13 protein-coding genes are annotated in these 12,283 nt (G+C 71.6%); 7 read left to right on the forward strand and 6 right to left on the reverse strand.

Annotated elements, in window-relative coordinates:
- Nucleotides 1-314: 314 nt before the first annotated feature.
- Nucleotides 315-482 (forward strand): DUF3117 domain-containing protein, encoded by a 168-nt coding sequence (locus tag AMK18_RS12830; RefSeq protein WP_018105485.1) that lies wholly within the window; start codon nt 315-317, stop codon nt 480-482.
- Between the two features lie 106 nt (nt 483-588).
- Here AMK18_RS12830 and AMK18_RS12835 read toward each other — a convergent pair whose 3' ends face one another.
- On the reverse strand, nt 589-1,254 hold the full coding sequence (locus AMK18_RS12835) for an O-methyltransferase (RefSeq protein ID WP_018105486.1): 666 nt from the start codon (nt 1,252-1,254) through the stop codon (nt 589-591).
- Nucleotides 1,255-1,431: 177 nt separating this feature from the next.
- Here AMK18_RS12835 and sigE point away from each other — a divergent pair, with 177 nt between their 5' ends.
- From sigE to AMK18_RS12860, 5 genes are all read left to right on the forward strand, one after another.
- Nucleotides 1,432-2,199: an RNA polymerase sigma factor SigE gene (gene sigE / locus AMK18_RS12840; RefSeq protein ID WP_198956988.1), complete on the forward strand. Its 768-nt coding sequence runs from the start codon at nt 1,432-1,434 to the stop codon at nt 2,197-2,199.
- Complete coding sequence (locus AMK18_RS12845) at nt 2,196-3,176, forward strand: zf-HC2 domain-containing protein (protein ID WP_073862885.1); 981 nt, start codon at nt 2,196-2,198, stop codon at nt 3,174-3,176. The genes sigE and AMK18_RS12845 overlap by 4 nt, the downstream gene beginning before the upstream one ends.
- A gap of 123 nt (nt 3,177-3,299) precedes the next feature.
- Nucleotides 3,300-4,940, forward strand: coding sequence for a S1C family serine protease (locus tag AMK18_RS12850; protein WP_073862886.1), 1,641 nt, complete (start codon nt 3,300-3,302; stop codon nt 4,938-4,940).
- 98 nt (nt 4,941-5,038) lie between these two features.
- A complete protein-coding gene (locus AMK18_RS12855; protein WP_018105490.1) occupies nt 5,039-5,515 on the forward strand; it encodes a sec-independent translocase in 477 nt (158 codons plus the stop codon).
- A gap of 116 nt (nt 5,516-5,631) precedes the next feature.
- Nucleotides 5,632-6,288 carry a hypothetical protein gene (locus AMK18_RS12860; RefSeq protein WP_026171839.1) on the forward strand — a complete coding sequence of 219 codons (657 nt, stop codon included), beginning with the start codon at nt 5,632-5,634 and terminating at the stop codon, nt 6,286-6,288.
- A gap of 63 nt (nt 6,289-6,351) precedes the next feature.
- On the opposite strand, the gene AMK18_RS12865 is transcribed toward AMK18_RS12860, so the two are convergent.
- Genes AMK18_RS12865 through AMK18_RS12875 form a run of 3 tightly spaced genes read right to left on the reverse strand, consistent with a single transcriptional unit; the run spans nt 6,352 to nt 9,348 of the window.
- Complete coding sequence (locus tag AMK18_RS12865; RefSeq protein WP_177153942.1) at nt 6,352-7,485, reverse strand: Mrp/NBP35 family ATP-binding protein; 1,134 nt, start codon at nt 7,483-7,485, stop codon at nt 6,352-6,354.
- Between the two features lie 44 nt (nt 7,486-7,529).
- Nucleotides 7,530-8,084, reverse strand: coding sequence for a DUF1003 domain-containing protein (locus AMK18_RS12870; protein ID WP_018105493.1), 555 nt, complete (start codon nt 8,082-8,084; stop codon nt 7,530-7,532).
- Nucleotides 8,074-9,348, reverse strand: a complete 1,275-nt coding sequence (locus AMK18_RS12875; protein WP_018105494.1) for a magnesium transporter MgtE N-terminal domain-containing protein — start codon at nt 9,346-9,348, stop codon at nt 8,074-8,076. The genes AMK18_RS12870 and AMK18_RS12875 overlap by 11 nt, the downstream gene beginning before the upstream one ends.
- 205 nt (nt 9,349-9,553) lie before the next feature.
- Between AMK18_RS12875 and AMK18_RS12880 the strand changes: the two genes are divergently transcribed.
- Nucleotides 9,554-10,324, forward strand: coding sequence for a hypothetical protein (locus AMK18_RS12880; protein ID WP_073862887.1), 771 nt, complete (start codon nt 9,554-9,556; stop codon nt 10,322-10,324).
- A gap of 5 nt (nt 10,325-10,329) precedes the next feature.
- Here the strand turns inward: AMK18_RS12880 and AMK18_RS12885 are convergent, their stop codons facing one another.
- Together AMK18_RS12885 and AMK18_RS12890 are read right to left on the reverse strand one after the other, a co-directional pair.
- Nucleotides 10,330-10,845: a hypothetical protein gene (locus AMK18_RS12885; RefSeq protein ID WP_073862888.1), complete on the reverse strand. Its 516-nt coding sequence runs from the start codon at nt 10,843-10,845 to the stop codon at nt 10,330-10,332.
- 23 nt (nt 10,846-10,868) lie between these two features.
- Nucleotides 10,869-11,990, reverse strand: coding sequence for a magnesium and cobalt transport protein CorA (locus AMK18_RS12890; RefSeq protein WP_073862889.1), 1,122 nt, complete (start codon nt 11,988-11,990; stop codon nt 10,869-10,871).
- Between the last annotated feature and the right edge of the window lie 293 nt (nt 11,991-12,283).

Raw genomic sequence — 12,283 nt, forward strand, 5'->3', positions numbered from 1 at the left:
AGAGGAGTCCCCTTTGCGTGTCGTTGACCTGCGTGTCCAGGCAAGCATGGCCGACTTCGCCGAAGGCGGACATGTGACCTGCGTCAAACATTTCCGCGCTGTGGAGGGGCTCAAGGGGCCGGAGTATCCCAGTGAGGTCCCCGAATTGGGTGGTTTTGAGTGAGCGCGTTGCCCAAGAGATGCAGAGCGATGTTGGTCATCGGGGTCAGTGATGCGGGATAATGGCGTGGAAGCATTGTGTTCGATGCCGGTGAGGCAGCGCCTGTCATGGGGCCGCCGGTTGCGATGAGCTGGTTTCAGGAAGGGGAACGAGCATGGCGGCCATGAAGCCGCGGACGGGCGACGGCCCGCTCGAGGTGACAAAGGAGGGGCGGGGCATCGTCATGCGAGTTCCGCTCGAAGGCGGCGGTCGGCTTGTCGTGGAGCTGACGCCGGACGAGGCCGATGCCCTCGGCGACGCCCTCAAGCAGGTCGTCGGCTGAGCAGACGCTCATAACTTCACCACTGCCCCGGCACGGATTCCGTGCCGGGGCAGTGGTGCGTCCGGAGCCGGGACACCTCGTACGGCGGGGCGGTCGCGCGTACGCCTCAGCCGCGCCGGACCGCGCAGAGCAGCCCGTCGCCCACCGGCAGCAGCGTCGCCATCAGCTCCTGGCTCTCGCGGACCGCCCGCAGCAGCTCCCGTACGCGCAGCACCTCCGCCGGCTGGGCGGCCGAGTCGACCGTACGGCCGTCCGCGAAGACGCCCTCGAAGCAGACAAGACCCCCAGGTCGCAGCAGGCGCAACGATTCAGCGAGGCAGTCGAGGCTCTCCATCCGGTCGCCGTCGCAGAACACGAGGTCGTAGCCGCCGTCCGCGAGCCGGGGGAGCACATCGAGGGCGCGACCGGGGATGAAGCGGGACCGGTTGGCCGCGAAGCCCGCCGCCCGGAACGCCTCCCGGGCGAACTGCTGGCGCTCGGGCTCCGGATCGACCGTGGTCAGCACCCCGTCCGGCCGCATCCCGTGCAGCAGGTAGATGCCGGACACGCCGGTGCCGGTACCGATTTCCGCCACGGCCTTGGCGTCCGTGGTGGCAGCGAGCAGGCGCAGGGCGGCCCCGGTGCCTGGCGAGACCGAGCGGAGCCCTGCCTCGCGGGCCCGGTCCCGGGCCCAGCGCAGTGCTTCGTCCTCGGCGACAAAGGCGTCGGCGAACGCCCAGCTCGTCTGCCGGTTGGCGGTAATGACCCTCTCCTGTCCCCTTAGTTGGCGCAACGGTGACTGTATCCGCTGGACCCGGGAACCCGCAGATGGGACCGGGCGTTGTCCAAAGGTGGGGAGAAGCCCGGTGACGAGGCCCGCCGGTCGGGTCCGTGGCACGGGTCGGCTTCCGGGGATTTCCCCGGCCCCAGCTGGAAAAAGGCTTATCCGGAGCTAACGGGCGAGGTGGTTATGGTAGGGGCTCCACTGGACACCACCAGAGCCGATAGGGGAGGTGCGGCTGCGCCTGTGGATCGGGGAGGAGTGCTGCGGCGCTTTCTCAGGTCGGCGGGTGAGCCGAAATCCGTGACCGACATTGCTGACCGTTCTTCCAAAGACTCCGCACCGACCGCGACCTTCGCCTCCGATGCGGAATCCCAGGCGTGGACCCCGCCCACATGGGAAGAGATCGTCAGCACGCACAGCGGCCGTGTCTACCGCCTCGCCTACCGGCTGACGGGAAACCAGCACGACGCGGAAGACCTCACGCAGGAGGTCTTCGTCCGCGTCTTCCGTTCGCTGTCGACCTACACGCCCGGCACCTTCGAGGGCTGGCTGCACCGCATTACGACCAACCTCTTCCTGGACATGGTCCGCCGCAAGCAGCGCATCCGCTTCGACTCCCTCGGGGACGACGCCGCCGAGCGGCTGCCCAGCCGTGAGCCCTCGCCCCAGCAGGTCTTCAACGACACCCACTTCGACGCGGACGTCCAGCAGGCGCTGGACACCCTCGCGCCCGAATTCCGGGCCGCCGTCGTCCTGTGCGACATCGAGGGCCTTTCGTACGAGGAGATCGCGGCGACGCTCGGCGTGAAGCTGGGCACCGTGCGCAGCCGTATCCACCGCGGGCGCTCCCACCTGCGCAAGGCGCTGCGCCACCGCTCGCCCGAGGCGCGCGCGGAGCAGCGCTCCCTCGCGGGCGCCGGTGCCCTTCTGACCGGGGAGGGCGGCACGGCGTGAGCCAAACGGATCCGACCCCTGCGGAACAACACCTGGGGGACCGCCTCGCCGCGCTCGTCGACGGCGAGCTGAAACACGATGCCCGCGACCGGGTGCTCGCCCATCTCGCGACCTGCGCCAGGTGCGCGGCCGAGGCGGCCGCCCAGCGCCGCCTGAAGAACGTGTTCGCGCAGGCCGCCCCGCCCTCGCCCTCCGAAGGCTTCCTGGCCCGCCTCCAAGGGCTTCCGGGCGGACCGCCCGGGGGTGACGACGACCGGCAGGGAAGACCCGAGGGCGCCTCCGGGCGGTTCGGTGACGGACTCTTCCCGGGCACGCGCCCGCCGGGCGGCCGGGCGGACCTCACCACCGCCCCCGGCCCCCTGGACGGCTTCGGCTACCTCCCCGCCGCCCACGGCGGGGCCACCGCGCTGCCCCCGGCCGGGACGGGCTTCCGCATCCACGAGGTGGGGCGCGAGGGCGACCGCTCGCCGTGGCGGGGCCGGAGGTTCGCCTTCGCCGCCGCCAGCGCCGTCTCGCTGGCCGCCATCGCGCTCGGCGGCGCCCTCCCGACGACCACCGGCGAGACGCCGACCCGCGCCTCCGGTTCGGGCAACAGCGTGACCCCGGCGGGCGGCGACGCCCGGACCGGCGCCTCCATCCTCGCCGCCCGGCGGAACGGGTCGGGGCAGGGCATGCGCGCCATGTCCGGCCAGGCGGACCGCTCGGTCCCCCTCGCGGTGAACACCGTGTCGGCCGGGTTCGCCGCCCCGACGCTGCTGGGCACCGGCCGCCTCTCCGGCAGTCCGTACGGGCTGAGCCTGCGCTCCGGCATGTCCGCGATACGCCCCGGTGGGGCCGGCTCGCTGCTGGGCCGCACCCTGGGGAGGCTCGACCCGGTCCAGCCCGCCCCCGCCCCGCAGCCCTCCCTGCCGCCCACCTCCGCCGCCGCGAAACCGGCGTCCGCCGACCACGGACTGCCCCTCTCGCCCCGTCGCTGATCCCGCACCCCGTACGGGATGCGCGGCCCCGGCCCAAACCTGGTTGAATTCCGGCAGGATTTTCGGGAGGGACGCCCCTTCGGGGGCGTGCGGAGGGCCGGTTGCGGCAGTTGCGGGGAGAACATGGACGACGGGAAGCCGACCGAGCCCAGGGCGAAGTGGTGGAGCCGGCCCACGGCGGGGCCGGCCACGACCGACGAGGCCCCGGAACCCGCGCCTGCCCAGTCGGCCGGGTCGGCTGACGCGCCCGTGTCCGCTGAGGCACCCACGGTGAGCGTGCCCCCGGCGACGCCCGGGGCACCCGAGGCCCACGACGCCCCCGAGGCGCCCGCGGTGCTCGACGCGCCCCATGACGCACCCGGCGAGGCCCCCGCGCCCCAGCCGCTGCACGAGCCGGACCCGTACGGCACCCCGCCCTACGGCGGCCCGGGCCCGTGGGCGCCCGCCCCTCCCGTACAGCGGCCGACGCCCGCGCACGGCACCCCCGTACCCCCGCCGTACGCGGGGACGAACGGCGCGGGGATCTCCGTCGCACCCCCGCCCGCTCCGCAGGACCCGCACCCGCCCGCCCCGCAGTGGCAGAGCTACGACCCCTGGGGCGCGCCCCGGCAGCCGCTCGTCACCCAGCCGGGCCCCCCGCTCCCGGACGGCCGGCGGAAGAACCGGCGCGGCGCGATGCTGGTCGGCGCGCTGATCCTCGCCCTGGTCGCGGGCGGCATCGGCGGCGGCATAGGCGCGTACATAGAACGCAACGGCGGTCTCACCAGCGTCGAACTGCCCCAGGACGAACGGGACGGCGGCGGCCGGGCCCCCGACAGCGTGGCCGGTATCGCGGCCAGCGCCCTGCCCAGCGTGGTCACCCTGCATGTCACCGGGGCCACCGAGTCCGGCACCGGCACCGGCTTCGTCCTCGACGACCGGGGCCACATCCTCACCAACAACCACGTGGTCGCCCCCGCCGGTTCGTCCGGTGAGATCACCGTCACCTTCAGCGGCGGCGAGACCGCGACCGCCGAGGTCGTCGGCAAGGACAGCGGCTACGACCTGGCCGTCGTGAAGGTCAGCGGCGTCTCCGGGCTGAAGCCGCTCCCGCTGGGCAACTCCGACAACGTCCAGGTGGGCGACCCGGTCGTGGCCATCGGCGCGCCGTTCGACCTGTCCAACACCGTCACCTCCGGGATCATCAGCGCCAAGGACCGCCCGATCACCGCGGGCGGCGAGAAGGGCGACGGCAGCGACGTCAGCTATGTCAACGCGCTCCAGACCGACGCCCCGATCAACCCGGGCAACTCCGGCGGCCCGCTGGTGGACACCGACGCCCATGTCATCGGCATCAACAGCGCCATCCGCGCCGCCGACAGCGGCTCGGCCGGTGAGGGCGGGCAGGCCGGGTCCATCGGCCTCGGCTTCGCCATCCCGATCAACCAGGGCAAGCTCGTCGCCGAGCAGCTGATCAACACCGGCAAGGCGACCCACCCGGTGATCGGCGTCACCCTCGACATGAAGTACACCGGCGACGGCGCCAAGGTCGGCGGGAGCACGCGGGGGTCCTCGCCGGTCACGGCGGGCGGTCCGGCCGACAAGGCCGGTATCGAGGCGGACGACGTCATCACCGAGGTCGACGGGAAGCGGGTGCACAGCGGTGAGGAGCTCATCGTCAAGATCCGCTCGCACCGGCCCGGGGACGATCTCGAACTGACCGTGACCCGCGGTGGTAAAGACCTGTCCATAACTTTGACGCTGGGCTCGGCAACCGGCACGTGACCGCCACGGGAAGCTACCGTCCGGACAGATAGGCCGGGTACCGTGTTCGATGTCCGGACCTCATCCGAGCTGGTCGCGGAGAAACGAGGAGCCGCAAGGTGTTCAACGACATAGGTGGACTCGAGCTGCTGACGCTCGCGATTCTCGGCGTGCTCGTCTTCGGGCCGGAGAAGCTGCCCAAGGTCATCCAGGACGCCTCCCGCATGATCCGCAAGATCCGTGAGTTCTCGGAGAGCGCCAAGGAGGACATCCGCACGGAGCTGGGCCCGGAGTTCAAGGACTTCGAGTTCGAGGACCTCAACCCCAAGACGTTCGTCCGCAAGCAGCTCATGGACGGCAACGACGACCTGGGGCTGAAGGAGATCCGCGAGAGCTTCGACCTGCGCAAGGAGATCACCGACGTCACCGACGCGGTGAACGGGCGCTCCACCGCGTCCGTCGAGGCGAAGACCGGCGTGTCGGGCGGCGCCTCGGTGACGGCCGCGAACGGCTCGAAGGGCGCTCCGGACCTGCTCAAGAAGGGCGAGCAGCCGCCGAAGGACGCCCCGCCGCCGTTCGACGCGGACGCCACCTGAGGGCTGCCAATCCCGGCTCGTCCGGACGGTATGGCTATTCTCCATCTGTCCGGTTGTGAGACGCCCGCGGGGGGCGGGCCGCTCCGGACCTACGGATCGAGGAGGCGGCCGGGCTGATGGAGACGACGAGTCGGGTGGGCGCACAGGACGCGCCGGACACGGTGGAGGCGGTCCCGGCGGCCCGGCTCATGGTGGTCGACGGCTATCTGAAGGCCCCGTTCCCCTGGTACGCGCTGGACGAGGCGTTCACCGGTCCGCGGCGGCTGATGCCGCTGGGCACCGCCGCCGACGGCGAGGTGCAGCACGGCTCCATCGGGCACGGCGACGAGCCGCTGGTCCGGGCCGACTCGGGCGCCGACAAGCAGCGGTTCGCGGTCGTGGTGACCGTCGCCAGCAGCCCCGTACGGCGCAGCGGTGACGGCACCGGGGTGCTGGAGGCGACGACGGTGTCCTCCGCGGCCTGGCTGGCCGGTTCCGGGCTGTTGTCCTGCACCTGGCCCCCGCAGCTCGACCACACCCTGCGCGACGACTGGCTGGACCAGCAGACGGAGACCGCGTTCGAGCTCGCCGACGATCTGGAGGGCCCCGCCTGGTCGGCGCTGTCCCTGCCGGTCGACGGCGTCCCGGTCCCCTTCCACTACCGCGAGTCCGAGTTCGGCTGGGTGCTCGCCGGCTCCGCGCCCGGCGGGGTGCACATCGGCGCCTACGGGCGCGGGATGAGCGCGTACGGGCTGGGCTTCTCGGTGGTCAAGGACATCGAGTCGTACGCGTAGCGCATGCGACAACGGGGAAGGCCGGGACCCGAGGTCCCGGCCTTCCCCGTATCCGCGAACGGGTCAGAACTTGTTGCGCGGGGTGATGCCCAGCGACATGCCGGAGAGGCCGCGCTGACGGCCGCTCAGCTTGCCCGCGATGGTGCGCAGCGCCTTGCCGGCGGGGGAGTCGGGGTCCGAGAGCACGACGGGCTTGCCCTCGTCGCCGCCCTCGCGCAGCCGTACGTCGATCGGGATCGCGCCCAGCACCGGCACCTCGGCGCCGACCGTCTTCGTCAGCCCCTCGGCGACCTTGGCGCCGCCGCCCGAGCCGAAGACGTCGACCATCTCGTCGCAGTGCGGGCACGGCATGCCGGACATGTTCTCGACGACGCCGACGATCTTCTGGTGGGTCTGCACGGCGATCGAACCGGCCCGCTCGGCCACCTCGGCGGCAGCCTGCTGCGGGGTCGTGACGACCAGGATCTCCGCGTTCGGCACGAGCTGCGCGACCGAGATCGCGATGTCACCGGTGCCCGGCGGCAGGTCGAGCAGCAGCACGTCCAGGTCGCCCCAGAAGACGTCGGCCAGGAACTGCTGGAGCGCGCGGTGCAGCATCGGGCCGCGCCAGACCACCGGGGCGTTGCCCGGGGTGAACATGCCGATGGAGATGACCTTCACGCCGTGCGAGGACGGCGGCATGATCATGTTCTCGACCTGGGTCGGACGGCCGTCCACACCGAGCATCCGGGGCACGCTGTGCCCGTAGATGTCCGCGTCCACGACACCGACCTTGAGCCCGTCCGCCGCCATCGCCGCGGCCAGGTTCACCGTCACCGAGGACTTGCCGACGCCGCCCTTGCCGGAGGCGACCGCGTACACCCGGGTCAGCGAGCCGGGCTTCGCGAACGGCACCTCGCGCTCCGCCGTGCCGCCGCGCAGCGAGGCCGCGAGGTCCTTGCGCTGCTCGTCGCTCATCACGTCGAGGGTGACGTCGACCCGAGAGACGCCCTCGACACGGGCCACCGCGTCGGTCACGTTCCGGGTGATCGTCTCGCGCATGGGACAGCCGGAGACGGTGAGGTACACCGTGACAGCGACCACACCGTCAGGATCGATGTCGACCGATTTCACCATGCCCAGCTCGGTGATCGGGCGGTGGATCTCGGGGTCGTTCACTGTCGCCAGTGCCTCAAGCACCGCGTCTTCCGTAGCCATACGGACGATGGTACGGCGCCTTGCCGTACGCGCGGGTAGCCCTGTCAGCGGTCTTCGTCACTCTCGGCCGACAGCAGGGCCCGGCGGTCGTCCAGGTCCTTCACCAGGTCCTCCAGCTCGGACCGGATCCAGTCCCGGGTGGCGACCTCGCCGAGGCCCATCCGCAGCGCCGCGATCTCCCTGGTCAGGTACTCGGTGTCGGCGATGGAGCGCTCGTTCTGCTTGCGGTCCTGCTCGTGTGTGACCCGGTCCCGGTCGTCCTGCCTGTTCTGCGCGAGCAGGATCAGCGGAGCCGCGTACGACGCCTGGAGCGACAGCATCAGGGTCAGGAAGATGAACGGGTACTGGTCGAACCTCAGGTGCTCGGGCGCGAAGATGTTCCACGCCACCCACACGATGATGATCAGCGTCATCCAGACGATGAACCGGCCGGTGCCCAGGAAGCGCGCGATGCGCTCCGAGAACCGGCCGAACGCCTCGGGGTCGTACTCCGGAAGCAGTCGTCGGCGCGGCGCCTTCGGCTGGTCGAGCCGGTTCCTGGGCGTACGGGTCAGCGCCGTCGAGCCGTTCGACGCGCGGGCGCGGTCGTCACCGGTCACGGAGCACCCCCTCGCGGCCGTGGAAGTCCGTCTCCCGCCAGTCCTCCGGCAGCAGGTGGTCCAGCACGTCGTCCACGGTCACCGCGCCCAGCAGCGAACCGCTCTCGTCCACCACCGGCACCGACACCAGGTTGTACGCCGCCAGATAGCTGGTCACCACCGACAGCGGGGTGTCCGGCTGCAGCGGCACCAGGTCGCTGTCCAGGAGCGAGCTGACCAGGGTGAACGGCGGGTCGCGCAGCAGCCGCTGGAAGTGCACCGTGCCCAGGTACTTGCCCGTCGGCGTCTCGTCCGGCGACCGGCACACGTACACCTGTGCGGCCAGCGCCGGGGACAGGTCCGACTGGCGCACCCGGGCGAGCGCGTCGGCCACCGTGGCGTCCGGGCGCAGGATGACCGGCTCCGTCGTCATGAGGCCGCCCGCGGTGCGCTCCTCGTACGACATCAGCCGCCGCACGTCCGCCGCGTCGCCCGGGCGCATCAGCGTCAGCAGCCGCTCCTTGTCCTCCTCGGGCAGCTCGGAGAGCAGGTCGGCCGCGTCGTCCGGGTCCATCGCCTCCAGGACGTCCGCCGCGCGCTCCTCCTGGAGCTTGCCGATGATCTCCACCTGGTCGTCCTCGGGCAGCTCCTCCAGGACGTCGGCGAGCCGGTCGTCGTCCAGGGCCGCCGCGACCTCCGCCCGGCGCTTCGGGGTCAGGTGGTGCAGCGCGTTGGCGACGTCGGCGGGGCGCAGCTTCTCGAAGGTGGCGACCAGGGACTCGGCGCCCTGCCCGTGCTCCTCCAGCGAGAAACCCTTCACCGCCGACCACTCGACGGTCAGCGTCTCGCCCTTGCGGCGCAGCGCCCCGCCCCGGCCCTTGCGGACGAAGTACTTGTCGATCTCCCAGTCGCGGCGGGCGGGCAGCTGCTGGATGGCCACGTCCAGGATGGTGACCTCCTCGTCCGTCTCCACCAGGCGCACCCGGCGGTCGAGGAACTCGCCGAGCACCAGGCGTTCGGTGGGCCGCTGTTCGAAGCGCCGCATGTTGACCACGCCGGTGGTGATCACCTGCCCCGACTCCACGCCCGTCACCCGGGTCATCGGCAGGAAGATCCGCCGCCGGCTCACCACCTCGACCACCATGCCGAGCAGCCGGGGCGGACGGCCGCCGACGCGCAGCATCGCGACCAGGTCGCGGACGCGCCCCACCTGGTCGCCGTTCGGGTCGAAGACCGGCACACCGGACAGGTGCGAGACGAACACCCGGGGCGTCACCGGTGTCATCCCGCACCTCCTCGCTCGCCTCCGGACGGCCCCCGGCCGCCCGCTTCCGACAGTTGTCGCACTGTGATGACGTGATCAGGCTAGCCCGTGCGCACGCGGACCGCCCCGGCTGGCCGTCCGGACGGTTCCGGGCCCGATGGCGTAGGCCACCCGGGTACGCTGCCGTCTGCCACCCCCCACCATGGATACGAGAGGCAGTGCGCCTGTGACCTCTTCCGCCCCGGCCGTACGGGCCCGCCGCCGGAACGCATCCCTCGCCGTCGCGCTGTGCGCGGGGCTGACCGCGGCGCTGACCGCCTGCGGGAGCGAGGACCCGGACGAGGGGACCAACGGCGTCGGCAAGCTCTCCGCGCCGGAGATCGAGAAGAAGGCGCAGACCGCGACGGACTCCGCCGACGCGGTGCGGCTCGCCGGGACGCTGGTCAGCAAGGGCGGCACGTACAAGATCGACATGCGGCTCAAGGACCAGGGCGGCGCGGGCTCCGTCACCTCGAAGAGCAGCACCTTCACGCTGCTGCGGATCGGTGACGAGCTGTACCTCAAGGCCGACGCCGGATTCTGGAGCCACGACGAGGAGGGCAAGGCGGACACCGGCAAGGACGGCGCGGCGGCGGCCGGCAAGCTGGAGGGCAAGTACGTCAAGGTCCCCGAGGGCGACCCCACGTACAAGCAGCTGAGCGGTTTCACCGACAAGAAGGTGCTGCTCGACGGGATGCTCACGCTGCACGGCGAGCTCACCAAGGGCGATCGCGACAAGGTCGGCGGGGTGCGCACCGTGCGGATCATGGGCGGCGAGGGCGCGGGCGGCGCGCTCGACGTGTCGTTGGAGGGCAAGCCGTATCCGCTGCGCTTCGCCCGGGGCGGCGGCGGGGGTGTGATCACGCTCGCCGACTGGGGCAAGGACTTCTCGCTGAAGGCCCCGCCGAAGGACGAGACCGTCGACTACGGCAAGCAGCTTCCGAAGACGTCGTCGTAGCGCCGCTACGCGCGCAGGGAGCGCTTCAGCAGGCGCGGCAGGCCCGCCGGGACCGGCAGCCGGGTCGTCGCCGTCGTCGGCAGCGGCGCCGCGGCCCCGGAGGTCTCGGGCAGGTCGGTGCGCGCGTCGAGGGGCGTCAGCCGGACGACGCGGCACTCGCGCGCCCAGCGGTCCGTCATCCGCTCCGCGTCCGGTGCGTTCAGCCGCTTGCCCTTCAGCTCGGCGACGGCGGCCTCCCACTCCTCGGAGTGCGGGGCGAGCACGGTGACCGAGGCGGACCAGGCGACGAGGCGGCCGCCCTTGTCCTTGCTGCGGACGGTCACCTCGGCGGTGGCGCTCTCGGTGAGCCCGGCCGGGAGCGGCTGCTCGCCGGGGCCGTCGCCGACGAGGTGGGCGGCGCCCTCGTGCCATACGTGCCACAGGGCCCGCGCCGCGCCGGTGGAGCGCACCCAGACGAGGCCGGACTTCTTCGTGGCCTCCTCGACGAGGGCGGGCCCGAGCAGCGTGTCAGGAGCAGTCATGGAGCAGAGCTTAACGGGGGCGCTCAGAGCCATCCGTTGCGCTTGAGCATGCGGTGGATGGAGAAGCAGACCACCCCGATGAAGCCCAGCACCATCGGATAGCCGTACGTCCAGCGCAGCTCCGGCATGTGGTCGAAGTTCATGCCGTAGACCCCGCAGATCATCGTCGGCACGGCGATGATGGCCGCCCAGGACGTGATCTTGCGCATGTCCTCGTTCTGCGCGACGGTCGCCTGCGCCAGGTTGGCCTGGAGGATGGAGTTCAGCAGCTCGTCGAAGCCGATGACCTCTTCCTGGACCCGCACCAGGTGGTCGGCGACGTCCCGGAAGTACTTCTGGATGTCCGGGTCGATCAGCCGCATGGGCCGTTCGCTCAGCAGCTGCATCGGGCGCAGCAGCGGGGAGACGGCCCGCTTGAACTCCAGCACCTCGCGCTTGAGCTGGTAGATCCGTCCGGCGTCCGAGCCGCGCGCGCTTCCCTTGTCCGGGGTGGAGAAGACCTCGATCTCCACCTCGTCGATGTCGTCCTGCACGGCGCCCGCCACCGCGATGTAGCCGTCGACCACATGGTCGGCGATGGAGTGCAGCACGGCGGAGGGGCCCTTGGCCAGCAGCTCGGGGTCGTCCTCCAGGCGGTGGCGCAGCGCGCGCAGCGAGCCGTGACCGCCGTGCCGGACGGTGATGACGAAGTCCCGGCCGGTGAAGCACATGACCTCGCCGGTCTCCACGACCTCGCTGGTCGCGGTCAGTTCGGCGTGTTCGACGTAGTGGATGGTCTTGAAGACGGTGAACAGCGTGTCGTCGTAGCGCTCCAGCTTCGGTCGCTGGTGGGCGTGGACCGCGTCCTCCACGGCCAGCGGGTGCAGCCCGAACTCCCGGGCGATGCCCGCGAATTCCTCCTCGGTCGGCTCGTGCAGCCCGATCCAGGCGAAGCCGCCCTTCTCCCGGACCCGGAGCATCGCCTCGCGGGCGGTGCGGCAGGTGCCGTCGGTCTCGGCGAGCCGGCGGCCGTCGCGGTAGACCGCGCAGTCGACCACCGCGCTGGACGCGGACGGGTCGCGGGTGGCGTCGTAGCTGTTGTGCAGGGGTGCGCTCTTGCGCAGGGAGGGGCGCACGACGGCGCGCAGGTCACGGATCATCGACATGGCTGGCTCCTTCACGGAGGGCCGTCGTCGGAGGGCCTGGAACAGCCCGGAATGGGGACGTGGACTCACATCCGCAAAGCGGGCGGCACCGCGGCGGCACGATGACGGCGTTCGCTACAGACAGGCAAAAAGACGTGCTCTTCCGTCATGCGACATGCCAGGGCCCGACCGGGTGTCAGATCACACGGAGGGGCGTCCGGTGGAAGAGCGGTTGGTACTGCACGATCGACTCGGATCCACCGCAGCCCCACCTCCTCCTGCCGGTCCCCCGTGGGGGATGACGTAGCGCCGGG

It is taken from the genome of Streptomyces sp. CB01249 (assembly GCF_001905735.1).
Classification (GTDB): domain Bacteria; phylum Actinomycetota; class Actinomycetes; order Streptomycetales; family Streptomycetaceae; genus Streptomyces.